This window comes from Nonomuraea salmonea, assembly GCF_042428605.1.
Classification (GTDB): domain Bacteria; phylum Actinomycetota; class Actinomycetes; order Streptosporangiales; family Streptosporangiaceae; genus Nonomuraea; species Nonomuraea salmonea.
Genome location: NZ_JBHMCF010000046.1, coordinates 399,554 through 422,108 on the forward strand (window position 1 = coordinate 399,554; position 22,555 = coordinate 422,108).

24 protein-coding genes are annotated in these 22,555 nt (G+C 72.0%); 17 read left to right on the top strand and 7 right to left on the bottom strand.

What is annotated here, in order from left to right; genetic code table 11:
- Nucleotide 1: 1 nt before the first annotated feature.
- From ACFFR3_RS42220 to ACFFR3_RS42235, 4 genes are all read right to left on the bottom strand, one after another.
- Nucleotides 2–895, bottom strand: coding sequence for a transporter substrate-binding domain-containing protein (locus tag ACFFR3_RS42220; protein WP_345404798.1), 894 nt, complete (start codon nt 893–895; stop codon nt 2–4).
- 110 nt (nt 896–1,005) lie between these two features.
- Nucleotides 1,006–1,929 carry a PaaX family transcriptional regulator gene (locus ACFFR3_RS42225; RefSeq protein WP_345404801.1) on the bottom strand — a complete coding sequence of 308 codons (924 nt, stop codon included), beginning with the start codon at nt 1,927–1,929 and terminating at the stop codon, nt 1,006–1,008.
- A gap of 66 nt (nt 1,930–1,995) precedes the next feature.
- Nucleotides 1,996–3,000 (bottom strand): PaaX family transcriptional regulator, encoded by a 1,005-nt coding sequence (locus ACFFR3_RS42230; protein WP_379484962.1) that lies wholly within the window; start codon nt 2,998–3,000, stop codon nt 1,996–1,998.
- A 136-nt stretch (nt 3,001–3,136) separates the two neighbouring features.
- Entirely contained in the window at nt 3,137–4,474 is a 1,338-nt protein-coding gene (locus ACFFR3_RS42235) for an alpha/beta fold hydrolase (protein ID WP_379484963.1), read from the bottom strand.
- 215 nt (nt 4,475–4,689) lie between these two features.
- On the opposite strand from ACFFR3_RS42235, the gene ACFFR3_RS42240 reads away from it, so the two are divergent.
- From ACFFR3_RS42240 to ACFFR3_RS42280, 9 genes are all read left to right on the top strand, one after another.
- On the top strand, nt 4,690–5,682 hold the full coding sequence (locus ACFFR3_RS42240) for a phosphate/phosphite/phosphonate ABC transporter substrate-binding protein (RefSeq protein WP_345404813.1): 993 nt from the start codon (nt 4,690–4,692) through the stop codon (nt 5,680–5,682).
- Nucleotides 5,683–5,692: 10 nt separating this feature from the next.
- On the top strand, nt 5,693–6,505 hold the full coding sequence (locus ACFFR3_RS42245; protein WP_364381478.1) for a phosphonate ABC transporter ATP-binding protein: 813 nt from the start codon (nt 5,693–5,695) through the stop codon (nt 6,503–6,505).
- Entirely contained in the window at nt 6,498–8,171 is a 1,674-nt protein-coding gene (phnE, locus tag ACFFR3_RS42250) for a phosphonate ABC transporter, permease protein PhnE (RefSeq protein WP_379484964.1), read from the top strand. Before ACFFR3_RS42245 ends, phnE begins: the two co-directional genes overlap by 8 nt.
- A gap of 37 nt (nt 8,172–8,208) precedes the next feature.
- Nucleotides 8,209–9,423, top strand: coding sequence for a cytochrome P450 (locus ACFFR3_RS42255; RefSeq protein WP_379484965.1), 1,215 nt, complete (start codon nt 8,209–8,211; stop codon nt 9,421–9,423).
- Between the two features lie 105 nt (nt 9,424–9,528).
- The gene (locus tag ACFFR3_RS42260; RefSeq protein WP_379484966.1) at nt 9,529–10,443 is read left to right on the top strand and encodes a poly(ethylene terephthalate) hydrolase family protein; all 915 of its coding nucleotides are present in this window, start codon (nt 9,529–9,531) and stop codon (nt 10,441–10,443) included.
- A complete protein-coding gene (locus tag ACFFR3_RS42265; RefSeq protein WP_379484967.1) occupies nt 10,440–11,828 on the top strand; it encodes an alpha/beta fold hydrolase in 1,389 nt (462 codons plus the stop codon). Before ACFFR3_RS42260 ends, ACFFR3_RS42265 begins: the two co-directional genes overlap by 4 nt.
- A gap of 84 nt (nt 11,829–11,912) precedes the next feature.
- On the top strand, nt 11,913–12,863 hold the full coding sequence (locus ACFFR3_RS42270) for an NADP-dependent oxidoreductase (RefSeq protein WP_379484968.1): 951 nt from the start codon (nt 11,913–11,915) through the stop codon (nt 12,861–12,863).
- Between the two features lie 35 nt (nt 12,864–12,898).
- Nucleotides 12,899–13,348, top strand: coding sequence for a VOC family protein (locus ACFFR3_RS42275; RefSeq protein WP_379484969.1), 450 nt, complete (start codon nt 12,899–12,901; stop codon nt 13,346–13,348).
- 21 nt (nt 13,349–13,369) lie between these two features.
- Entirely contained in the window at nt 13,370–13,702 is a 333-nt protein-coding gene (locus tag ACFFR3_RS42280) for a hypothetical protein (protein ID WP_345404830.1), read from the top strand.
- 457 nt (nt 13,703–14,159) lie between these two features.
- Here ACFFR3_RS42280 and ACFFR3_RS42285 read toward each other — a convergent pair whose 3' ends face one another.
- On the bottom strand, nt 14,160–15,071 hold the full coding sequence (locus ACFFR3_RS42285) for an SDR family oxidoreductase (RefSeq protein WP_345404832.1): 912 nt from the start codon (nt 15,069–15,071) through the stop codon (nt 14,160–14,162).
- 45 nt (nt 15,072–15,116) lie between these two features.
- Entirely contained in the window at nt 15,117–15,836 is a 720-nt protein-coding gene (locus ACFFR3_RS42290) for an SDR family NAD(P)-dependent oxidoreductase (protein WP_345404835.1), read from the bottom strand.
- Between the two features lie 54 nt (nt 15,837–15,890).
- Here ACFFR3_RS42290 and ACFFR3_RS42295 point away from each other — a divergent pair, with 54 nt between their 5' ends.
- Nucleotides 15,891–16,394, top strand: coding sequence for a MarR family winged helix-turn-helix transcriptional regulator (locus ACFFR3_RS42295; RefSeq protein ID WP_345404838.1), 504 nt, complete (start codon nt 15,891–15,893; stop codon nt 16,392–16,394).
- On the opposite strand, the gene ACFFR3_RS42300 is transcribed toward ACFFR3_RS42295, so the two are convergent.
- The gene (locus ACFFR3_RS42300; RefSeq protein WP_379484970.1) at nt 16,395–17,309 is read right to left on the bottom strand and encodes a hypothetical protein; all 915 of its coding nucleotides are present in this window, start codon (nt 17,307–17,309) and stop codon (nt 16,395–16,397) included.
- 297 nt (nt 17,310–17,606) lie between these two features.
- On the opposite strand from ACFFR3_RS42300, the gene ACFFR3_RS42305 reads away from it, so the two are divergent.
- From ACFFR3_RS42305 to ACFFR3_RS42335, 7 genes are all read left to right on the top strand, one after another.
- A complete protein-coding gene (locus ACFFR3_RS42305) occupies nt 17,607–18,854 on the top strand; it encodes a sensor histidine kinase (RefSeq protein ID WP_379484971.1) in 1,248 nt (415 codons plus the stop codon).
- On the top strand, nt 18,851–19,537 hold the full coding sequence (locus ACFFR3_RS42310) for a response regulator (protein WP_379484972.1): 687 nt from the start codon (nt 18,851–18,853) through the stop codon (nt 19,535–19,537). The genes ACFFR3_RS42305 and ACFFR3_RS42310 overlap by 4 nt, the downstream gene beginning before the upstream one ends.
- A 43-nt stretch (nt 19,538–19,580) precedes the next feature.
- Nucleotides 19,581–20,081, top strand: coding sequence for a serine/threonine-protein kinase (locus ACFFR3_RS42315; protein WP_364381729.1), 501 nt, complete (start codon nt 19,581–19,583; stop codon nt 20,079–20,081).
- 142 nt (nt 20,082–20,223) lie between these two features.
- On the top strand, nt 20,224–21,522 hold the full coding sequence (locus ACFFR3_RS42320; protein WP_345409815.1) for an MFS transporter: 1,299 nt from the start codon (nt 20,224–20,226) through the stop codon (nt 21,520–21,522).
- Between the two features lie 15 nt (nt 21,523–21,537).
- Nucleotides 21,538–21,690, top strand: a complete 153-nt coding sequence (locus ACFFR3_RS42325) for a hypothetical protein (RefSeq protein ID WP_345404861.1) — start codon at nt 21,538–21,540, stop codon at nt 21,688–21,690.
- Between the two features lie 62 nt (nt 21,691–21,752).
- Nucleotides 21,753–22,154 carry an NUDIX hydrolase gene (locus ACFFR3_RS42330; RefSeq protein WP_345404864.1) on the top strand — a complete coding sequence of 134 codons (402 nt, stop codon included), beginning with the start codon at nt 21,753–21,755 and terminating at the stop codon, nt 22,152–22,154.
- 55 nt (nt 22,155–22,209) lie between these two features.
- Nucleotides 22,210–22,551 carry a hypothetical protein gene (locus tag ACFFR3_RS42335; RefSeq protein WP_345404867.1) on the top strand — a complete coding sequence of 114 codons (342 nt, stop codon included), beginning with the start codon at nt 22,210–22,212 and terminating at the stop codon, nt 22,549–22,551.
- The last annotated feature ends 4 nt before the right edge of the window (nt 22,552–22,555 follow it).

Consider the following 22,555-nt stretch of genomic DNA (forward strand, 5'->3'; position numbering starts at 1 on the left):
CTCACTGCGCGCCCGCCGTGTTCAGCGCGGGCTCCTCGACGGCGACGCTCTGGAGCCCGTACTTGTCCATGATCTTCTTGTACTCGCCGTTCTTGAAGATCTCCTTGAACGCGTCGAGCATGACCGGGCCGAGCCCGCTCGACTTGGGCACCAGCATCGCCAGCTGGTCCACGCCGGCGCCCTGCTCGTCGGTCTGGGTGACGTACGTGAAGGCGTCCTTCTCCTTGCTCAGCACGTCGAGCGCGGCGCTCTCGGTCATGCCGGCGGCGTCGGCGCGGCCCGATCTGGCGGCGAGGATGGTGCCGTTGGTGTCGGCGAGGCCGATGAACTCGATCTTCGGCTTGCCCTGCTTGGCGCACCAGTCGGTCAGGCGCTTGGCCTGGTCCTCCACGATGCTGCCCGCGGTGCCCGCGACGCGCTTGCCGCACAGGTCGGCCGAGCTCTTGATGGCCGCGGACCCGGACTTGGGGATCAGGTAGGAGGTCCTGGTGACCATCCACACGATCGCGTCGAACTGCTTCTCGCGTTCGGCGGTGTCCTTGACCGGGCCGTTGAAGGCGTCGTAGCGGGAGGCCAGCATGCCGGACAGCGCCGCGGGAAGCCCGTTGACGATCGAGATCTCGGTGCGGACTCCCAGCACCTTGCCGAGCGCGTCCTGCAGCTCCTTGTCGATGCCGGTGACGGTCTTGCCGTCGTTCGCGACGATCCGGTAGGGCGGATGCGAATCACCGGCAAATCGGATGACGCCCGCCTCCTTCACGGCATCGGGTAGGGCGTCGTACAGAGCCGTCGCGCCGGCCGGCCGCTGCGGCTCACCGCCGCCTCCGCCGCACGCCGAGGCGGAGGCGAGCGTCACGGCCGCCGCGCCCGCGAGCATGGTCCTGGACAGTCTCATGGTGGTCCTTCCGCGACCGGCTAATGATGCAGTTAGTTTTGCGGTCGTTGGGGCAAGTGTCACATCTCAGGGTGCACACCTGTCAAGGGCCCACTGTGCGGCGGGGACGGTCAGGAGGGGGTGAGAATGGCGCCGGTCCCGTGGTGGGAGACCAGGCCGGCCAGCGCCGGGTCGAACTCCGCGACGATCTGCCTGACGCGGAACTCGGCGAGCGGCCCCAGGGTGTCGTAGATCTCGACGAAGAGCTTGCGCGCCGCCGCGCGCGGCCAGTCGGCGGGCAGCAGCTCGGCGGGCAGGTCGGGATCGTGATTGGGGAACGTCCGCCAGGTGTCCATGATCCCCGAGCGCGCCACCAGCGCCTCCGACGCGCCGACGGTGCCCCTGCGCACGCGGTCGAGGAGGGGCGCGTACTGGGCGGCGAAACCCTCGTACGTGCGGCGCAGCTGCTCGAAGTCCCACGCCTCCTGCGGCGCCCGCATGCCGGGCAGGTCGAGCGCCTCGGCGCGGAAGACCGTCGCCATGGGGATCTCCAGCTCGCTCAGCACCGCCGCCGCGCTGTCGGCGTCGGCCCTGGGCGAGACCCACAGCCCGTCGTAGAGCGGGGCGAAACCCAGCCAGCGCAGCCGCGCGCGCAGCGTGTGGCGCAGGTCGCGCTGCTCCTCGGAGATGGAGAACGCGGCCATCACCCACCTGCCGTCCCAGGCCCCCTGCTCCAGGCCGAAGGACATGATCCGCTCCCGGCCCTCCTGCAGCACCGCGGCGGCCTGGTCGGTCAGCCGGTAGTAGGTGCGCCGCCCCGACTTCGACGACACCAGCAGGTCCCGCTTGGTCAGGCGGCTCAGCGCGGCTCGCGCCGCCACGGGGGAGACGCCGAACTCCTCGGTCAGCCGCACCAGCGCCGCCGAGGGCAGCTGCTCGGGCCGGCTGATCCAGTAGTCGCCGAGCAACGTGGTGATCAGGTGCTGCGGGGGCGCGCCCACCTGGTAGCGCGGAAAGTCGACGTCTACAGCTTCGGCCAGTTTCCGGTCATTCACATCCCGAGTATATTGACAACGTTTACGCGTGCGGTCGTTGCCATGTTGTCATGCTTTGTGATGCGGTCAGCCGTCGGTGAGGAGGTCGAGGCGAGCCCGGTCGGTCGTCTCGTCGAAGGTCGTGCGGCGGTGCGCCGCCGGCGACTCCAGAGCGGACACCTGAGCGAAGGTGTGATGCGCCGCCAGGCCGGCCAGAGCGGGGTCGAACCCGGCGAGGATCTCGCGGAACCGCTCCTCCGCCGGCTTGCCCAGGGAGTCGTAGATCCGCACGCACAGCCGCCTGGCCTCGTCGCGCGGCCAGCCCGCGGGCAGCAGTTCGGCGGGCAGGTCGGGGTCGAGCGCGGGGAAGACCCGCCAGTCCGTCATGATCGCCGTACGCAGCCGCAGCGCCTCGGCGGGCGCCGGGCTCGAGCCGGCCAGCCGCTCGGCGACCGGCCGGTGGGCCTCGATGAAACGCGCGTAGCGCTCGCGCAGCGCGCCCACGTCGAAGGCCCGCTCCAGCACCGGCTCGAGCTCGCCGCCGGCGACCTCGCGGGCACGGAACACCGCGGCCCCGCGCACGCCCAGCCTGCCCAGCAGCGGGACGGCGTCCTCCGCCCGGTCGTGCGGCGACACCCACACCGCGTCGAACACCATGCCGAAGTGCAGCAGGCGCAGCCCGTCGCGCAGCAGGCGGCGGACGTCGCGCTGGTCCTCGGGCACCGAGAACGTGACGACCGTCCACCGCCCGTCCCACAGCGGCGTGGCCGCGCCGAACGTCAGCAGCCGCCGCATGTGCGCCACGATCACGTCGTGCGCCCTGGGCGGCAGCCCGTACGCGGTCGTGCGGCCGTTGCGCGAGCTGGTCAGCAGCCCGCGCGAGGTGACCCGCCGCAGGGCGGCGCGGGCGCCCGCCGGAGTGATGCCGAACTCCTCCAGCAGCCGCACCAGCGCCGCCGACGGGATGTGCTCCTGCCGCCAGAACCAGTAGTCGCCGAGCAGCGTGGTCAGCAGGCGCTGGGGCTCGGCGCCCTGACGGGCTCTGGGCAGGGATCCGGGCTCCGGCGACGCGGCCACCAGGTGTCCCCCCATCGTCAGGCTCCTCGGCCGGGACGGCCGTCCCGGCCACGGGCGGGCTCGCCGGGCTCGGCTTGCGTGAATCCTACGTCCTCACCGATCACGCGCACCCCCTTCACCGCAGCCTTCACCGTGGCCTTCATCGTGGCCTTCATCGCGGCACGTGCGGGCGCAGGAAACGGCCCGGATGATAGGCGGTGAACTCCGCCGTGCCCAGGTCCGGGTACGCGGCGGCCAGCCGGTTGAGCCGGTGCGCGCCGGTGTCCGGCCACCGCCCGGTGGCCACCCGGTCGTGCAACGTCCGGACGGCGGCGACGAACTCGGCCCCGGTGTAGCGGCAGTGGCCCGGCCGGTCCACGAACGCCTGCCGCAGCAGCGGGTTCTTCCCGGCGTGCCGGACCGCGTCGGCGTACGCGCGGGCCTGGGTGACGGTGGGGTAGTTGTCGCCGCGCTCGTGCATCGTCAGGACGGGGACGCCGAGCCGGCCGCGCGGGGTGAAGTAGTCCTCCATGTAGGAGACCGCGCGGGGATCGGCGGCCACGCGGGGCGCCTTGGCCAGGGCCGCGAGGTCGGCGTCCAGGTTCAGGCCCGCGCGGTCGTAGAGGGCGCGCACCTGCTGCAGGCGTCCCGACTCGCGCAGCTGCCTGCGGTAGTCCACGCCGGTGTTCCACGAGAAGTTCCCGCCCGCCCGCTGCTCCAGCGGATGGCGGGGGGAGAAGACGGTCGGCATGAACGCCGCGTACTCCTGGGCCTGCTGCGCCTCCCAGTCGCGCGGCGCGGGCTCATCGGTGCCGGGCACCGACCAGGTCGAGACCTGGGCGAAGGACGCCGCCAGCGCGATGCGGGCCCGGCCGGCCGCGCTCTGCTGGGCGGCGTCCAGGACGGTGCGGGCGGCCGTGGTGCTGCGCGCCTCCTCCTCCGCCGAGGCCAGGCGGACGAGCTTGATCGCGTCCTCGCCCGGCGCGAGCAGGGTCTTGAACGCGAACGCCGCGTCCAGCGACTGGTTGAGCATCGCCACGGGCCCGGCGACCGAGGCGCAGTACGGCAGCGCGCCGTCGATCAGGTCGGGCCGGAGCTCGGCCAGTCCGGCCGCGATGGCGCCGCCCATCGAGGCGCCCCATGCCAGGGTGATGGCCGGGTCGCCGGCCTTCTCGGCGAACGTCGCCAAGGTGTCGGCCGAGGCTTTGAGCGTCTCCTCGACGGCCCAGCCGTCCCCGTAGGGCCGGGAGCCGGCGAGCGCGTAGCCGTGGGCCAGCAGCCACGCGCGCGAGGCGGCGTCGCCGCCGAGGTCGGCCGGCAGGTGGTCCGGGCCGGCGCCCTGACCGTAGCCGGGGGTGAACGTCAGCACGGTGCCGTTCCAGCCGCGCGGGACCTCGATGGCGTACGTGGCGCCGCTCGGGTGCACGCCGGTGAGGCTGAGCGCACCCGCCTCGGCCGACGCCGGTGGCGTGAGGGCGAGCGCGGTCGCCGCGACCGAAACCACGGCCATGGTGCGAGATGCCCGTTTGATCACTGTACGGGGATTGATGTCCGCCTCCAAGGGTGGGAAGCTGCCAACGCGAGAAAGACAACACATGGCTGGACGCTCGTCCGAAATGAGCCGCCGATGTTATTAGACACAAATCCTACGGTCGTCACATAAGTGTTGACAATGGTGCCGGTGCTGCTTACTTTGGCCCGACCACCTGCATGTGAGGAGCCTCGATGTTCCGCAAGTCAGCTCTGGGCGCCGTCGCGGCATGTGCCGCGATCGCACTCCTGCCCGCCTGCGGCGCCGGCCCCGGAAGCACCCGCAGCGCGTCCGGCGACGGCGGCCGGCCCACCGAGCTGGTCTTCGCCGCCATCCCGTCGGAGCAGAGCGACAACCTGGAGGCGTCGTTCGCCCCGATCACCTCCGCGCTCGGCAAGGAGCTCGGCATCCCGGTGCGCTTCCAGGCCGTCACCAGCAACGCGGCCGTCGTCGAGGCGCAGGTCGCCAGGCGGGTGGACGTCGCCGTCTACGGAGCCTTCAGCTACTACCTGGCCCGCACCCGCGCCAAGGTCGAGCCCGTCGCCGTCCCGATCGCCGCACCCGACGGCGAGCCCGGCGCCTACGCCTACGGCGTGACCCGCGGCGACGAGAGCGGCATCGCCTCGCTCAAGGACGTCGCCGGCAAGGACGTCTGCTTCACCGACCCGGGCTCCACCACCGGATACCTGCAGCCCCTCGCCTCGCTGCGGGAGGCCGGCGTGGACGTGGACAAGGACGTCAAGACCGTGTTCACCCACGGCCACGACACCGCCGTCGCCTCGCTGCTGGCCGGCGACTGCGACATCGCCTTCGTCGGCGACGTCTTCATCGACCAGCTGCTGCCCGCCCGCGGCCAGCTCAAGCCGGGACAGGTGACCAAGGTGTGGACCTCGCCGCTCATCCCCGGCCCGCCGATCGTGGTCGGCACCTGGCTGCCGCAGGACATGCGCGACAAGATCACCACCGCCGTCACCGGCCTCACCGCCACCGGCGCCGCCTCGGCCGGGCTCTGCAAGGGCAGCGAGATCAAGGGCCCGAAGACCTGGGGACCGCACGCCGGCGCCTCCGCCTGCACCCTCGGCACCTCCACCGCGTGGACGTTCGTCAAGGCCACGGACGCGACGTACGAGCCGATCACCCGCATCTGCGAGATCACCAAGGCCGAGGTGTGCACGTCCGGTGGCTGAGCAACTCTCTGTGAACAGTCCCGAGACCGGCTCGGCGAGCAGTCCTGGTGGCGGCTCGGTGGAGGGCGAGCCCGTCCTGCGACTGTCGGGCGTCGGGAAGAGCTTCAACGGCGTCACCGTCCTCGACGACGTCTCCCTAGAGGTGCCGCGCGGCCGCTTCGTCGCGCTGACCGGCCCCTCGGGAGCCGGAAAGTCCACCCTGCTGCGGCTGGCCAACGGCATGCACCTGCCGGACCGCGGCACCGTCAGCACGCTGGGGGAGGACCCGGCCGCCTGCTCCCGCAGCCGCCTGCGCGCCCTGCGGGCCAGGGTCGGGTTCGTCTTCCAGCAGTTCGGCCTCGTCGGGCGCCTGTCCGCCATGGAGAACGTGCTGATGGGCGCCCTCGCCACGCTGCGCCTGCCCCGCTACGGGGTGATGAGCTACCCGCGTGCCCTGCGCGTCCGCGCCGTCGAGCAACTCGACCGCGTCGGCCTGGCCGACCAGCGCTTCCAGCGCTGCGACACGCTCTCCGGCGGTCAGCAGCAGCGCGTCGCGGTGGCCCGCACCCTGCTGCAGAGCCCCGAACTGATCCTCGCCGACGAACCGGTCGCCTCCCTCGACCCGGCCGCCAGCGTCCTCGTCCTCGACACCCTCAAGCGCATCAGCACCGAGGACGGCATCTCCGTCCTGTGCAGCCTGCACCAGGTAGAACTCGCCCTCACCACCGCCGACCAGATCGTGGCCCTCCGCGACGGCCACCTGATCCTGAACGAACCCGCCACCACCCTCACCCCAGCCCGCCTCCACGAGATCTACACCCCCACAGGTGAGGCCGATGCCTGACGTATCGGCGCCGTCCGGGCAGGCGAGCGCGAAGGCCGGCACCGTCTCCGCCCCACCTTCTCGCACCCCCAAGGATCCCGGCCCCCTCCGGCCGCCCGTGAGCGTCCGGGGGCTCGTGGCCGGTGGGTTGCTCGCCGCGGCGGTGGGCGTTGCCTGGGTGGCGTTCTGGTGGATCGGGTTGTCGCCGGTCACGCTCGCCGCCGGGCTTGATGACACCGCGCGGTTGCTGGGGCGGATGTGGCCGCCCAGCCTGCCCGCCGCCGCGGACGTGGCGGCGATGATCGTCGAGACGTTGCTCATCGCGGTCGCCGGGACCGGGCTCGCCACGTTGGCGTCGGTGCCGTTGGCGTTCATCGCCGCACGTACCCACCAAGGAACCCCGTGGTTGCGGCCGGTCGCTCGGACGGTGATCGTGCTGACCAGGGCCGTGCCGACGCTGGCGTTCGCGATCCTGTTCGTACGGATCTTCGGACTCGGCCCCCTGGCGGGCGCGCTCGCCGTCGCCGTGCACTCGGTCGGCATGATCGCCAAACTGCTCGCCGACGCCATCGAGGAGGCCGACCCCGCACCCGCCGAGGCGGCCCGCGCCTGCGGCGCCCGCGAGGCGCAGGTGGCCGCCGCCACCGTCCTGCCCCGCGTGTTCCCGGCGCTGGTCGCCATCGTGCTGTACCGGCTCGACATCAACATCAGAGCCTCCGCCGTGCTCGGCATCGTCGGCGCGGGCGGCATCGGCGTGGCGCTGCAGACCGCGCTCGGCAGCCTCAACTACCACCGCGCGGCCGGCATCATCTGCGTGATCGTCGCCCTCGTCCTGCTGCTCGAACTGCTGTCGGTGGCCCTGCGCCGCCGAACCAGCGGGAAGACGGAGGGGACGGCGCTGCCCGCCGGCCGGACCCCGTACGACGTCGGCTGGGACCGCGCCCGCGTGCTGCGCGTGGCCGGCGCGACCATCACCGGCGTGATCTTCCTCGCGTCGCTGTGGTCCCTCGGCCCCGACCCCGGGCGGCTGTCCAGCGCCTGGCCCAACCTGCAGAGCGTCCTCACCGGCATGTGGCCGCCCGCCTTCTCGGCCGACCTGCTCATGGCGGTCCTGGAGAGCCTGCTCATGGCGCTCGGCGCGGCAGCGGCCGGCGCGGCATGCGGCTTGGTGGCGGCCCTGCTGACCGCCACGGGCACCGCCCCCTGGCGCCCCCTGGCCGCCGCGCTCAGGGTGCTGCTCGTGGTGGTCAGAGGCATCCCCGACCTCGTGTACGCGCTGCTCTTCGTGGCCGCGCTGGGCCTGGGGCCGTTCGCCGGCTTCCTTGCCCTGTGGATCTCCTGCACGGCACTGGCCGCCAAGTTCTTCACCGATTCGCTGGAGCAACTCGACCCGCTGCCGCGCGAGGCACTGACCTCGGTCGGCGCCGGCCGGTGGCAGGCGTTCACCGCCGGGACGTGGCCGCAGTTCGTGCCCGCCTTCACCGGCAACGGCCTGTTCGTCGCCGACCTGGCGCTGCGCGAGTCCGTCGTGCTCGGCATCGCGGGCGCGGGCGGCGTCGGCTACCTCATGCAGGAGTCGATCGCCACCCTCCGCTACGACACCACCGCCGCGATCATCATCGCGATCGCCGTCGTCGTGTACGCCATCGAGACCCTCGCCCGCGCCGCGCGCCGCCACCTGCTGTGACCGTCCCCGGACGAGCCCATGACGAAGGGACCTCATCATGACCACGGACCGGAACTCCCCCGCGGGCTGTGAACGTGCCTCCGACTGGGACCCCACCGCGCCCGAGACCTTCGACAGCTCCCACGGCGTCTATGCCGACCTGCGGCGACGCTGCCCCGTGCCGTGGAGCGACGCCTTCGGCGGCTTCTGGGCGGCCACCCGCTACGCGGACGTCGTGCGGGTGGCCCGCGACAGCGCGACGTTCAGCACCGCCACGCAGAACGTCGTCCCGCACGTGCCGCGCACCCAGCGCCGGCCGCCGCTGCACTACGACCCGCCCGAGCACGGGATCTACCGCGCCCCCATGGACCGGGTACTGCGCCGCGCCGTGCTCAGGCGCCTCGAACCGGCCTTCGCGCAGGCGGCCCGCGAACTGCTGGAACCGCTGCTGGCGCGCGGCGGCGGAGACTACGCCAAGGAGTTCGCGCTGCCGTACGCGGCGCAGTGCTTCGCGATCTTCCTCGGCCTGCCGGTCGAGCAGGTGCTGGAGATCCGCCGCATCGGCGTCGAGTACAGCTTCGCCATCCAGGAGATGGACCGGGCCCGGATCATGACGGCCAGCGAGGAGCTGTACGCCATCGCCAGGACCATCGTCGCGGACCGCCGCGCCGACCCCAAGGACCCGGACGAGGACCTGGTGTCCAGCCTGCTTGCGGCGTCCGGTGACCCCGAGCGGCCGATCCCGCCCGACCTGGTCGTGGCCACCGTACGGCAGACCGTCGTGGCCGGCATCGGCGCGCCGCACGCCGTGCTCGGCAGCGCCGCCGTCCACCTGTCCCGCGACCCCGGGCTCCAGGACCGGCTGCGTGCCGACCCCGCCCTGCTGCCGGCGGCCATGGAGGAGCTCCTGCGGCTGTACGCCCCGTACCGCGTGTTCGCCCGCACCGCACTCCGCGACGTCGAGCTGGGCGGACGGACGGTGCGCGCAGGAGAGCCGATCGCGATGATCTTCCCCTCGGCGAACAGGGACGAGACGGTCTTCGACGACGCCGACCGGCTCGACCTCGACCGGCGGCCCAACCGCCACCTCGCCTTCGGCCGCGGCCCGCACCGCTGCCCGGGCGCGGCGATGGCCCGCATGGAGCTGGCCGCCGCGCTCGGAGAGCTGCTCGCGGGCACCGACCGGGTCGAACCGGATGGCGAGGTCGAGATGTTCAACTGGCTCGAGTTCGGCCCCAAGTCCGCACCGCTCCGCCTCGTCCCCCGCACCTGACCCCCGGCACGCCGGCCCGCGGTCGTCCGCCACGCCCTTCGTTCCCACCCCCCGTTCCGGCACCCTCTTGCCGGCTTCGCCCATCGATTGTGGAGGCAACCACCCATGTCGGCCCCCTTCAAGACCGCCCGGATCCTGCTGGCGGCGACCCTGGGAGCGGTCGTCCTGGCCGGCTCCGGCACCGCGACGGCCTCGTCCCCCGGGAACCCGCCACCGCCCGAACCACCGGCGGCCCCGGCTCCGGCCATCCTGCCCACCGTCCGCGAGGCCGCCGACGGCCTCCCTGGCCACACCGTCTACCGTCCCGCCGACCTGAAGAAACTGCGCAAGGACAGCCTGCCCGTGATCGTCTACGGCAACGGCGCCTGCGCGGCGAGCAACCTCGAAGGCATCACCTTCCTCACCGGCCTGGCCTCCCAGGGGTACATCGTGGTGGCCAACGGCGGCGTGGCCGGCTTCCCCGTCCCGAGCACCCCTGAGCAGACCATCGCGCACCCGGAGGCGCTGCTCGCCGCCGCCCACTGGGCCACCGAGTCGAATCAGGCCCGCAAGCAGTTCGACGGACGCGCCGACACGACCCGCGTCGGCGTGCTCGGGCACAGCTGCGGCGGCGTCGAGGCACTCGCCGCAGGAACCGACCCGATGATCGACGCGGTCGCCGGCTTCAACACCGGATACCTCCCCGACCCCTTCTTCGGCGGCTTCGGGCGCGACCGCCTCGCCGGCCTGCACACCCCGACGCTCCTGGTGAACGGCGGCCCGGACGACGTGGCGTACCAGAACAGCATCGACAACTACGCCCTCCTCGACGTCCCCGCCGTCCTGGCCGCCCACGCGCCGGCCGGGCACGTCGGCCTCATCGCGGGCCTCCAGGCGACGACGGGCTGGCAGGTGGCCGCGGACTGGTTCGACTACGTCCTGCGCGGAGACCGCACCGCCGGGGCGCGTTTCATCGGCTCCGACTGCGGGCTGTGTACCGAGGACGGCTGGACCGTCGAGTCGAAGGGACTGCCGCTGTGATCCGCCGCGCCGCCATCGTCTCCCTGGCCATCGCGGTGACGACCACCGCCGCCGGCCTTCCCGCCATCGCCGAGAGCGGTGCCACCCCGGCCGTCGCCGCCGGCGCCCCCGGTGGCACGCCCTGCCTGCCGGACTCGCCGTCCCGTCCCACCTGCATCAGCGGCACACTCAAGGACGGCACACCGTACGAGTTCGTCGTCCCGGCCCGCTGGAACGGCACCGTGGTCGTCGCCCTCGACTTCGCCGGCCCCGGCCGCACCGAGCAGCTCACCGCGCGCCTGCTGGCCGACGGCGTGGCCAGGGGCGGCACGAGCCGGGCGATCACCGGCTGGAACATCCGCGCCGCCATCGACAACCAGGCCGAGGCCCTGGCCCGGTTCGAGCAGGCGTACGGCAAGGCTCGCAGAGCCATCGCCTCCGGGACGTCGATGGGCGGCTTCGTCTCCGCCGGCGTCGCCCAGGTTCACCCCGGGAAGTTCGACGCGGCCGTCCCCATGTGCGGCGGTCTGAGCGGCTCCGTCGCCCAGTGGAACCAGAAGCTCGACACGGTCTTCGTGCTGGAACGCCTGGTCGCGCCGGGCCTCCCGGTCATCGACATCCCGGAGGACGTCGAGTCGGCCCGCCAGGCGTGGATCGACGCACTCGCCGCCGCCCAGCGCACCCCCGAGGGCCGGGCCCGCATAGCGCTCGCCGCCGCGATCGGCCAGTTGCCCGCCTGGGGCAGGAACCCCGACGGCACCACCCCGCCGCCTCCCGCCCCCGGCGACGCCGCCGGCCTGGAACAGGGCGCCTACCTCGCGCTGGCCGGCGGCCCCCTGCCGTACGTCGGGCAGGCCATGAGCAGCCGCCGCCAGATCATGCAGGTGGTGGGCGGTAACCCGTCCTGGAACACCGGCGTGGACTACGCCAAGCAGCTTCGCGAGGCCGACCCCGCCCTGCGGCGCGCCGTCGGGAAGCTGTACGAGCAGGCGGGGCTGAAGCTGATGGACGACCTGAGGACCCTGGCCAAGGCACCTCGCATCGCCGCCGACCCAGACGCCGTGGACCGGTTCGCCCGCGGCATCGTCCTGGACGGCAAGCTGCGCATCCCCGTCCTCACCCTGTCGAACATCGGCGACCAGATCTCGACCGTCGCCCAGCAGCAGGTGTACGAGGAGAAGGCACGCCGGGCGGGATCGGCGTCCCTGCTGCGCCAGACGTACACCCGCAGCGCCGGCCACTGCGACTTCACACCGGCGGAGCAGCACGCCGCGCTGACCACCATGTTCGACCGCCTGCGCACGGGAAGGTGGCCGGCCACGTCCGCGCCCGCGATGAACGCCCGCACCGCGGACCCCGCCGCCCGCTACATCCCCTTCACCCCACCCCGCTTCAACCGTCCGTAACCAGCTGCTTACGGGTCCTTGCTCTTGCCCCTACCCTTCTCCGGGCACGTGCCGTACGAACCGACCGAGCAAGGACCCGTGCCCATGCAAGCCATCATTCAGGACACCTTCGGCGGCCCGGAGGTGCTGCGCCTGGCCGAGGTGCCGCGACCGGTGCCCCTGCCCACCGAGATCTTGGTACGGGTGCACGCCGCCGGCGTCAACCCCGTCGACTGGAAGACCCGCCAGGGCTCCGGCATGGCGGCGGTGCTCGGCGACCCGCCGTTCGTGCTGGGCTGGGACGTCTCCGGCGTGGTCGAGGAGACCGGCTTCGGGGTGACCCTCTTCCAGCCGGGCGACGAGGTGTTCGGCATGCCGTGGTTCCCGCGCCAGGCGGGCGCGTACGCCGAGTACGTCACCGCCCCCTCCCGCCACTTCGCCCGCAAACCCCGCACGACCAGCCACGAGACCGCCGCCGCCATCCCACTGGCCGCCCTGATCGCCTGGCAGGCCCTGATCGACACCGCCCACATCGGCGCCGGCCACCGCGTGCTCATCCACGCGGCGGCCGGCGGCGTCGGCCACCTGGCGGTGCAGCTGGCCAAGCACGCGGGCGCGCACGTCATCGGCACCGCCCGTTCGGAGAAACACGACTGGCTCCGGGACCTGGGCGCCGACGAACTGATCGACTACACCACCACAAACTTCGAGACCGCCGTACGCGACGTGGACGTGGTAGTGGACCTGATAGGCGACGCCGTGGACCGGACCAGCACCCGCTCCCTGCAGACCCTCCGCCCAGGCGGCCTGCTGGTGGCGGTCCCCTCAGGCGTCGCCCCCGAACTGATCGGCCGCGCCCGCGAGGAAGGCATCCGAGCCACCGGCATCCTCGTCGAACCCGACGGCGCCGCCCTCACCCAGATCGCCACCCTGATCGACGAGGGCAACCTGCTCGTCGAGGTGGAACGCACCTACCCACTCGCGCAGGCCGCCGAAGCCCACCGCCACGGCGAACAGGGCCGCACCCGCGGCAAACTCGTCCTCACCGTCCCCTGACCGGATTGTCGGTCAGGTCCGGCAGCATGGCCGGCATGGTTTCCTACCAACTGGTCATCGACTGTGTAGAGCCTGAGCGGATGGTGCGGTTCTGGGCGGGGGCGTTGCGGTATGTCGTGGAGCCGCCGCCCGGTGGGGCCGGCACGTGGCGGGAGCACTGGCTCAGGCTCGGGGTGCCGGAGGAGGAGCTGGGGGAGGGCGACTGCGCCGACAGCATCGTCGATCCCGAGGGGTGCGGGCCGCGGATCTGGTTCCAGCAGGTGCCCGAGGGCAAGGTCGTCAAGAACCGGTTCCACCTGGATGTGCAGGTGGGCGGCAGGCGGGAGGAGGCGCCGCTGGAGGTCCGGAGGGCGCGCGTGGATGCCGAGGCGGAGCGGCTCGTCGAGGCGGGGGCGTCCGTCGTGCGGGTGCTCGCGCAGCCCGGGATGGATCATTATGCGGTGGCGATGCTCGACCCCGAGGGGAACGAGTTCGACATCGTCTAGCTTCGCTGGGGAGGCTCGTGCATGAGCAGGCGTCGCCGGCTCCTCGCCGACCTCGTGGAGCTGCGCCGGCCGGTGGATGAGGTCGTGGGCGTGCTCCGCTCATTCCCCTGGGACGTCGAGCGTCCGCTGGTGCGGGTGCGCGCCGACGACGTGGTCCGGCTGCTGCGGGCGTACCTGGCCGGAGCCGTTGAAGCGGAGACGGTCACCGCGTGGGCCGATGCCCTGGAGGTGCGGGACGACGTCGACATCGAGGACGGTCTGCGGGGCTTCTTCACCGAGGCGTCGGCGCCTGAGCTGTTCCAGCCGGTGTCCGCCGCCTTCGCCGCCCGCTGGTTGGATACGCTCTCTTCGTGATCGGGCAATCTCGCGGTCCTGAACGGCCGTACACCCTTCGGTGATCGCTCTCTCCTCGGTGAGGGACCCATCGGCGGAACGGGGGAGCGTTGGGACGGCGCGAGCGACCACTCGATCCGACTGACGGCCCCATCGCCCGCCGACGCCGTACCTCGGGCCGGCCCGGTTCGAGGCGGCGGGCCACGAGCGGTCCGGCGGTCACGTCCGCGGATCCGCTCCCCAGCGACTGCGGGAGCGGGTCCGGCGCGAGCACCGGGACCAATCTCGGCTACCTGGGCCCGGTGCAAGAAGGGGTCGGGTACGTGGGCGCCCGCGAGATCCGCATCAGAAGTCGGGGGAAGACCGGTATCGGCAGCGGGCCCAGGGCGCGGGCCGGCCGTATCTCAGAGGCCTTTTGCCCGGACGGCTACCCCATCCTGGTTGACCACGAGTACCGCATCAAGACGTACCAGGACGCTCAGCGGTAGCCCGTGACGTCGGCCGGTTTGCCCGGGTCCTGGACCTCCACCAGGTAGCGCCAACAGTCCGGGCGGGAGCCGTCCACGTCGGTGAAGCCGTACTCCAGGGCCAGTCGCCCGCTCGACAGCGACTGCCCGCTCCACCGCATCAGGTCCGGGTCGGCGGCCAGCGCGGCGACCGCGCGGCCGACGTAGCGGGGTGACTCCGAGATGGCGAAGTGCGGCTCGCGGGTGGTGGCGTCGCGCCAGGTCTCCTCCGTCACCCCGTAGTGCTCCAGCATCATCTCCGACCTGAGCCAGCCGGGGGTCAGCGCCACGGCCGCGCACCCGTACGGGCGCAGCTCGTGCGCCTGCGCGTACCCGAGCCGGATGACGGCGCTCTTGGCCTGGTCGTAGAAGAATGAGACGCGGTAGTTGTGGTCGTTGTACTCCTTCGTCCCGTCGGTCATCTCCACCACCAGGCCGCCCGGCCGCTTGATCAGCAGGGGCAGCATGAAGTGGCTGGTGATGACGTGGGTGTCGATGGCGAGCCGGAGCAGGCGCAGGCCGGCGTCCAGGTCGTGCTCCCACAGCGGCTTGTCCCACTGGGCGAGGAGCTCGCCGCCCCAGATGTCGTTGACGAGGACGTCGAGGTGGCCGTGGTCGCGGCCGATGCGCTCGGCGAGCGACCTGACCTGGTCGCGGTCGAGGTGGTCGGCCGGTACGGCGATGCCGTGGCCGCCGGCCGCGCTGACCAGCTCGGCGGTCTCCTCGATGGTCTCCGCGCGGTCGTACTCGGATCTCTTGTGCCGGGTGCTGCGGCCGGTCACGTAGACGGTGGCGCCGGCCGCGCCCAGCTCGACGGCGACGCCCCGGCCGGCGCCTCGCGTCGCGCCCGCGACCAGGCAGATCTTGCCCTTCAGGTTGCTCATACGGCAGAACGTAACGAGGAAACCCGACAGGGCGTGTCATGTTTTTCAGCGGGTCGTGAAGGCGCCGCCGTTCACGTGGATGGTCTGGCCGGTGATGTGCCGGGCGCCGGGCGAGGCGAGGAAGAAGACGGTCTCCGCGATGTCACCGGGCGTGCCGGCCCGCTTCAGCAGCGTCTCCTCCACCAGCGCCCGATGGCGTTCCTCGGTCATGCCGCCGCCGAAGAAGCCGGTGCCCGTCACATAACCGGACGAGATGACGTTGCAGGTCACGTCGCGGGCGCCCAGCTCGGCGGCCAGCGAGACGTTCCAGGCGGCGAGCGCGGCCTTGGCGGCGCCGTACGAGCCGCCGCGCCGTTCCGCGCCGATCGAGCCGATGCTGACCACCGTGCCGCCGGGCGCCAGCCGGTCGCTCACGGCGGCCGTGGTGAGGGCGGCGCCGACCACGTTCAGCGACAGGCTCGACTCCCACTGCAGGGCGAGCGCCTCCAGCGGCGGCGTGCCCTCAGGGGCGGTGGCGGGCAGGCCGCCCGCGGCGTTCACGAGCACGCCGAGCGGACCGTCCAGCTCGGCCGCCAGCGCGGCGACCTGGTCGGGACGGGTGGCGTCGCAGGCCAGCCCGCGCACGCCCAGCTCCTTGGCAGCGGGCTCGACGGTGGCGGCCCGGCGGCCGGTGATGACGACGTCGGCGCCGTCGGCGGCGAAACGGGCGGCGACGGCCCGGCCGATGCCGCTGGTTCCCCCGGTGACCAGTACGGTCCTGCCCATGTTTCCTCCTGACGCCGGGTATGTTTAGCCCTAAATATAGCGAAGGGTCGTGACATGGCTGACATCCCCACCAGTCCCGCGGAGATCGCCGCCGCCTGGCAGCGCGAACGTCCCGGCACGCCGACCTCCTCCATCGAGATCGTCACGCCGATCTGGCGGCTGGCGAAGATGTTCGCCGACGACCGGGCCCGCGTGCTGCGCGCCGCCGGGATCGACGCCGCCACCCTCGACCTGCTGTCCGTCCTGCGCCGGTCCGGGCCGCCGTACCGGCTCAGCACCCGCGAGCTCGCCCGCCGCACGCTCGTGACGGCCGGCGCGATCTCGCAGCGGGTGGCCAGGGCCGAGCGGACGGGACTCATCCGCCGCGCGCCCGGCGGCACCGCCCGCAAGAGCGTCCTCGTCACGCTGACCGACGAGGGTCACGCGCTCATCGAACGCTCCGTGGACTCGGTGCTCGGCCGCGAGGCGTCCCTGGTCGAGGGCCTGACCCCGGAGGAGCGCGGCACGCTCGTCCACCTGCTGGACAAGCTGACCGCCGACGTCCGGCAGCGGCTCTGATCAGCGGCGCAGGGCCGCCGCCGTCGCGACCGAGGCCGCGCCCAGCAGCAGCGCGGGGACGAGATAGAGCAACTTCGAGGCGCTGACCAGGTCGAACGGCTCCAGCCCCAGCGCCGTACGGCCGAGCGCGACGGCGAACAGGCTCGCGTACCCCGCGATGGCCGCGCTGATCGCCAGCAGCCGCGCCCGGCCGGACCACCTGCCGAACCCCATCAGCCAGGCCAGCCCCGGCAGCACCTGGATCGCGTGCATCGGCACCGCGTGGGCGTACTTCATCGCGCCCGCCTGCCCGTACGTGGTCATCGAGTGCGTCAGCGGCGAGACCCCCGCATCGAGCAGGCCGATCCCGTGCACGATCATCCACATCCCGACCACCTGCGCCGCCAGCAGCGCCAGCATGCCGCCGCGGATCGCCCACGCCATCGCCGCGTCCGCGGTGCACGACGTGAACGCCGCGACCGTGATCAGGAGGAGCGCGGTGACGGTGACCGCGATCGTCACCCCGCCCCCGGTGAACAGCGCCTCGTCCAGCGCCGTCATGTCGTTGAAGTGCGACGGTACGCCCCGCGCCCGCTGCACGCTCACCCACAGCACCTCCAGCGCGGTCGAGCCGCACAGCAGCACCGACACCAGCCACCCCGACCACGTCGGCGCCCGCAGGAGGCCGCCGATCCAGCCGAGCGTGAGCGTGGTCAGGCCGAACGAGACGCCGAACGTGACCGGCTTGCGCCACGACAGCGAGCCCTCCGCCGACCCGCCGACCACCGCCCAGACCACGCCGTGCGCGAGGCCGGTGAGGATGAGAGCGGCGCCGACGACGTACGCCAGCCGCTGGTGGCCGCGCGCGTCGTCCCAGAACGTGCTGCGCAGCGACGCCCACATGGCGTGGGGGAGGGGCGGGTGAATCGTGGACATGGGGGGGACCTCCTGGTGACAGCGGATGAAGGACGGCGAACCGGTGTTCCAGCGGGATCCCTATGACCTCGAACGGTAGACGCCGGCCGCCCGCACCGGATCCCCCGCCACGACGAACCACGCGCTCACCCGCCCCGGGGAGCCTCCCCCCTCGGAGGGAGGCCAGCGGCGCGCGAACGCACCTGTCTCCTCGACGGTGGTCGACGTCGGCGCCGCGCTGTGGGGGCACCGGTCCTCGGGGGAGGCTCCCTCCTTGGAGGGAGGTCAACAGCGGCGCCGCACCCCATACTTGGGCGTATGCCGACGAAACGTGTGGCGGCCTGGCTCCGGGAGCATCCGGTGGCCGCTGACGGGGCGCTCGCCGTCCTCCTCGCGGTGATCTCCCTGATCGCGCTCTTCGTCCGCGCCCCCATCGAGCACATGCCGCCCCCGGGCCCGCTCGCCGTGCTCCTGGTCCTGCTCGTCACGCTGCCGCTGACCTGGCGGCGCCGCCATCCGCTCTGGATCAACCTCGGAGTGGGGGCGGCGTCGGCGGTGTACGGGGCCTCGCCCTACCCCGACCTGGTGACGCCGGTGGCGCTGGGCGGCGTCGTCGCCCTCTACACCATGGTGGCCTGGTGCGGCAGGACCGTCTCCATCGTCGTCGGCGTGCTCACCGGGCTTAGCGTGGCGGTCGTCTCGCTGGTCCCGGCCACCGACAGCGACCTGCTGGACGTCGCCTTCACCACGCTGCTGCTGGCCGGAGCCTGGGTGCTGGGGGACAGCGCGCGGATCCGGCGGGCGTACACGGCCGAACTGGAGGCCAGGGCGGAGCTGCTGGCCCGCGAACGCGACTTCGAGGCCCGCCGCGCGGTCGCCGCCGAACGCGCCCGCATCGCCCGCGAACTGCACGACGTGGTCACCCACCACGTCAGCATGATGGTCGTGCAGGCCGAGGCGGGACCCGTGCTCGCCGAACGGGACGGGGAGGCGGCCGAGCGGACGTTCGACACGATCGCCGGCATCGGGCGGCAGGCCATGACCGAGATGCGCCGCCTCCTCGGCGTGCTCCGCGACGAGGACCCGCCCGAGGAGGGACCTGCGGGGGAGGGCGCGTTCGCTCCCCAGCCCGGGCTGGCGCAGGTGCCCGACCTGATCGACCAGGCACGCCGCGCCGGGGTGCGGGCCGAGCTGCAGATGGACGGCCGCTCCTGGTCGCTGCCCGCGGGGGTGGACCTGTCGGCGTACCGGATCGTGCAGGAGGCGCTGACGAACGTGGTCAAGCACGCGGCGGGGGCGCGGGTACGCGTACGCGTCCGGCACACCGACCGCGACCTGCACATCGAAGTCCACAACGAAGGCAGCCCCACCGGCATCGGGTCGGACGGCGGCACCGAGCGCGACGGACGCGTCAGCAACGGCGAGGACCGGGATGGATCAGCCGGACAGGGTTTGATCGGCATGCGAGAACGCGTCCACCTCTTCGGCGGCGAGCTGACCGCCGGCGCCCGCCCGGGCGGCGGCTTCGCCGTGATCGCCCGGCTCCCGATCGGCGGCCCGCGATGACGATCAGGATCGTCGTGGCCGACGACCAGGAGCTGGTACGCGCCGGCTTCCACGCGATCCTCGACGCCCAGCCCGACATGGAAGTGGTGGCCGAGGCCACAGACGGGGCGCAGGCCGTCGAGGCCGCCCGCCGGCTGCGGCCCGACGTCGTCCTGATGGACGTGCGCATGCCCCGCATGGACGGCCTCGAAGCCACCCGCCGCCTGGCCGGCCCCGGAACGACCGACCCGGTCAAGGTCCTCATGGTGACCACGTTCGACCTGGACGAGTACGTCTACGAGGCCCTGCGCGCGGGCGCCAGCGGCTTCCTGCTCAAGGACGTCCGCCGCTCCGGCCTGGTGGACGCCGTACGCGTGGTGGCCGCCGGCGAGGCATTGCTGGCCCCGTCGATCACCCGGCGCCTGATCGGCGAGTTCGTCCGCACCCGCCCACCCGCTAGGACCTCCCACCCCACACCCCCCGAACTGAACACGCTCACCGCCAGAGAACGCGAAGTCCTGGAACTGATCGCCCGCGGCCGCTCGAACGCCGAAATCGCCACCGACCTCACGATCGGCGAGCAAACGGTCAAAACCCACGTCAGCAACGTCCTGAGCAAGCTTCTGCTCCGCGACCGCGTCCACGCAGTGATCCTCGCCTACGAAACCGGCCTCATCCGCCCCTCCGCCGACCCCCACCCCTGAACGAACCGGCAACTCATCGCGCAACGAGCCGGGCGACTTCCGCATGGACCTGTACTCCTTCGGCTGCGTCCTCTATGAGATGCTCACCGGAGAGCCGCCGTTCGGTCGCTTGAACCCTTCCGCGCTCAGAGAGCCGCATTTACGCAAGCCTCCGACGCCGCCCAGCAGGCGGGTCTACGGGATATCGCCCGCCCTTGAAGGGCTCACCATGCAGCTTCTCGCCAAAACCCCCGGCCATCGGCCGGACAGCGCCGGAGACGTCGCCGCGCAACTCGCCGCCATCATCAACGCGGACGACACCGACGCCATTCAGTCCAGCGACGAGAAGGTGCGGAAGCTGACCGCCGAATTCGGCGAGACGGCACCGGCGACCCTGGAGGCTCGGCTGCACCGGGTACGCCTGATCGCCGCCAGCGGGGACATAGCCGGCGCCGTACGAGAGTGCGACCGTATCGCCGCCCAGTACGCGCAGATGTACGGCACGTACGACCATCGGACCTGCGACGTGCGGAACATGAAGCAACGACTGACCTTCCCCGGTTAGACCAATCACCACGCGCGGGTTTGAATGGTGATCGTGGCTGGGCGCCGGCCATCGCGGCGGGGTGAACCACCGTGGCCGATGACATCCCCACCAGCCCCCCACGAGCACGAACGGAGTCGACGTGACGAGCCAACCGCGCTCCATGACCCGCGACGACCGCAAGGTCCTCGCCAGCACCCTGGCCGGCACCACCATCGAGTGGTACGACTTCTTCATCTACGCCCAAGCCGCCGGCCTGGTGTTCGGGCCGCTCTTCCTGGCCCCGGTCAACGAGCAGGCACCCGGCCTGGCCACCCTCATCTCGCTGGCCACGATCGGCATCAGCTTCCTGTTCCGCCCGCTCGGCGCGATCGTCGCGGGCCGCTACGGTGACCGGCTGGGACGCAAGCGCATGCTCGTCATGACCCTCCTGCTCATGGGTGGGGCCACCACGCTGATCGGCCTGCTGCCGACGTACGAGTCGATCGGGGTCGCGGCGCCGATCGCGCTCATCCTCCTGCGCATCGTGCAGGGCTTCTCCGCGGGCGGCGAGTGGGGCGGCGCGGCGCTGCTGGCGGTGGAGCACGCGCCGCGCGAGCGCCGCGGCTGGTGGGGCACGTTCCCGCAGATCGGCGTGCCGATCGGCCTCATCCTGGCGACCGGCGTCCTGTGGATCATGAGTACGGTCACCACCCCCGAGCAGTTCCAGGCGTGGGGCTGGCGGGTGCCGTTCCTGCTCTCCCTGACCCTGATCGTCATCGGCTACCTCGTGCGCCGAGCCGTCGAGGAGAGCCCCGTCTTCAAGGAGCTGCAGCAGCGCACCAAGACGTCCTCCGCGCCGCTGCGCGACCTGTTCCGCGGCCACAGCAAGAACGTCCTGCTCACCGCCCTGATCTTCGTCGCCAACAACGCCGCGGGCTACCTGCTCATCGCCTACTTCATCAGCTACGGCACCACCGCGCTCGGCCTGTCCCGCCCGTCCGTCCTGCTCGCCACCGTCGCCGGCTCGGCCACGTGGTTGATCTTCACCCTGTACGGCGGCGCGCTGTCCGACCGCATCGGCCGCGTCAGGACGTTCCAGATCGGGTACGCGCTGGTGTTCGTCTGGATGCTGCCGCTGTTCCTGCTGATGGAGACCCGCGACATCTGGCTGTTCGCCGCGGCGATCATCGTCCTGACCGTCGGCCTGGGCCTGTCTTATGGCCCGATGTCGGCGATGTACGCCGAGATGTTCCCCGCCTCGGTGCGCTATTCGGGAGCGGCGATCGGGTACGCCCTCGGCGCCATCCTCGGCGGCGCCTTCGCGCCCACGATCGCGCAGGCGCTGGTGCAGGGCACGGGGTCGGCGCTGTCCGTGGGCGCGTACATCATGGTGCTCTGCGTCGTCTCCCTGGCCGCGGTCACCGCCGTCAAGGAGCCGAAGGGCACCGACCTGGGCGTCAGCCGGGAGCCGATCTCCTGACGCGGTGATCATATTGTGATCTTCGGCGCCGCGGCCGGGGCTCGGATCGGCCTTGCGTACCAGCGGGGCAGCAACCAGTTCACGGTCGCCTCCACGGGCATCCTCGCCACCGACGTGACCACTCAACGTTCCGTCGGCACCGGCGTCACCCTGACAGCCGGCGTCTGACCTCCGATTTCGTGAAACCCGGTCGCCGGCACGCAGGCGACCGGCCCTGAGAGGAGCGCACCATGAGCGGGACCTTCGACAAGGTCGCTTGGATCCACCTGGAAGACGGCAAGATCCTCAGCACGCGATCACGAGGCAAGAACGTCTACTACCTCCCCGGCGGCAAACGCGAACCGGGCGAAACCGACATGGACACCCTCGTACGCGAGATCGACGAGGAGCTCGCCGTCACCATCGACCCCACCACCGCCACCCACCTGGGGACCTTCCAGGCCCAGGCCCACGACCACGCCGACGGCGTCGCCGTACGGATGATCTGCTACACCGCCGGCCACCACGGGATCCCGACGGCCAGCAGCGAGATCGAAGAGGTCGTCTGGCTGGCCTACGCCGACCGCGACCGCGTGTCCCCGGTCGATCACCTGGTCTTCGATCACCTGCACAGGAACGGACGGCTGCTCTGACGCGGCATCAGCCATGGTGCTCTACTGCAACCGGTGGACGTCATGGAAGGAGACCGTGAGCAGCGGCCGTGCCAATGACGTGGTCAGCGGCGGCCGGGCGAATGCCGTGGCGACGGGCAACGTCCTGGCGAACATCAGAACCCACACCTCGGCGGGGTCGGTGGTGTTCAGGGCTCAGGGCAGTCACGCGACCGTTTCGCTGGTCCACCGCCAGGTCCGTTCCGCGCGCAGCTCATGTTTCTGGGGCTATGTCCTGCGCATCCCCGGAGAGAACCAGATCCATTGCCACTGGCGGCGGGCTCGGCCGAAACGTCGCGGCCGGTCGCCGATCACCGGCACTGTCACAACCCGGGGCGCCGTCCTGTCTCAAGAGGCAGAACAGACGTACCGGAAGTGACAGG

Excerpts from the sequence above, each read along its gene's own strand:
- ACFFR3_RS42220 (WP_345404798.1), bottom strand. The coding sequence starts at position 895 with ATGAGACTGTCCAGGACCATGCTCGCGGGCGCGGCGGCCGTGACGCTC.
- ACFFR3_RS42230 (WP_379484962.1), bottom strand. The coding sequence starts at position 3,000 with ATGGGGGGACACCTGGTGGCCGCGTCGCCGGAGCCCGGATCCCTGCCC.
- ACFFR3_RS42235 (WP_379484963.1), bottom strand. The coding sequence starts at position 4,474 with ATGGCCGTGGTTTCGGTCGCGGCGACCGCGCTCGCCCTCACGCCACCG.
- ACFFR3_RS42240 (WP_345404813.1), top strand. The coding sequence starts at position 4,690 with ATGTTCCGCAAGTCAGCTCTGGGCGCCGTCGCGGCATGTGCCGCGATC.
- phnE (WP_379484964.1), top strand. The coding sequence starts at position 6,498 with ATGCCTGACGTATCGGCGCCGTCCGGGCAGGCGAGCGCGAAGGCCGGC.
- ACFFR3_RS42255 (WP_379484965.1), top strand. The coding sequence starts at position 8,209 with ATGACCACGGACCGGAACTCCCCCGCGGGCTGTGAACGTGCCTCCGAC.
- ACFFR3_RS42260 (WP_379484966.1), top strand. The coding sequence starts at position 9,529 with ATGTCGGCCCCCTTCAAGACCGCCCGGATCCTGCTGGCGGCGACCCTG.
- ACFFR3_RS42270 (WP_379484968.1), top strand. The coding sequence starts at position 11,913 with ATGCAAGCCATCATTCAGGACACCTTCGGCGGCCCGGAGGTGCTGCGC.
- ACFFR3_RS42275 (WP_379484969.1), top strand. The coding sequence starts at position 12,899 with ATGGTTTCCTACCAACTGGTCATCGACTGTGTAGAGCCTGAGCGGATG.
- ACFFR3_RS42280 (WP_345404830.1), top strand. The coding sequence starts at position 13,370 with ATGAGCAGGCGTCGCCGGCTCCTCGCCGACCTCGTGGAGCTGCGCCGG.
- ACFFR3_RS42285 (WP_345404832.1), bottom strand. The coding sequence starts at position 15,071 with ATGAGCAACCTGAAGGGCAAGATCTGCCTGGTCGCGGGCGCGACGCGA.
- ACFFR3_RS42290 (WP_345404835.1), bottom strand. The coding sequence starts at position 15,836 with ATGGGCAGGACCGTACTGGTCACCGGGGGAACCAGCGGCATCGGCCGG.
- ACFFR3_RS42295 (WP_345404838.1), top strand. The coding sequence starts at position 15,891 with ATGGCTGACATCCCCACCAGTCCCGCGGAGATCGCCGCCGCCTGGCAG.
- ACFFR3_RS42300 (WP_379484970.1), bottom strand. The coding sequence starts at position 17,309 with ATGTCCACGATTCACCCGCCCCTCCCCCACGCCATGTGGGCGTCGCTG.
- ACFFR3_RS42305 (WP_379484971.1), top strand. The coding sequence starts at position 17,607 with ATGCCGACGAAACGTGTGGCGGCCTGGCTCCGGGAGCATCCGGTGGCC.
- ACFFR3_RS42310 (WP_379484972.1), top strand. The coding sequence starts at position 18,851 with ATGACGATCAGGATCGTCGTGGCCGACGACCAGGAGCTGGTACGCGCC.
- ACFFR3_RS42315 (WP_364381729.1), top strand. The coding sequence starts at position 19,581 with ATGGACCTGTACTCCTTCGGCTGCGTCCTCTATGAGATGCTCACCGGA.
- ACFFR3_RS42320 (WP_345409815.1), top strand. The coding sequence starts at position 20,224 with ATGACCCGCGACGACCGCAAGGTCCTCGCCAGCACCCTGGCCGGCACC.
- ACFFR3_RS42330 (WP_345404864.1), top strand. The coding sequence starts at position 21,753 with ATGAGCGGGACCTTCGACAAGGTCGCTTGGATCCACCTGGAAGACGGC.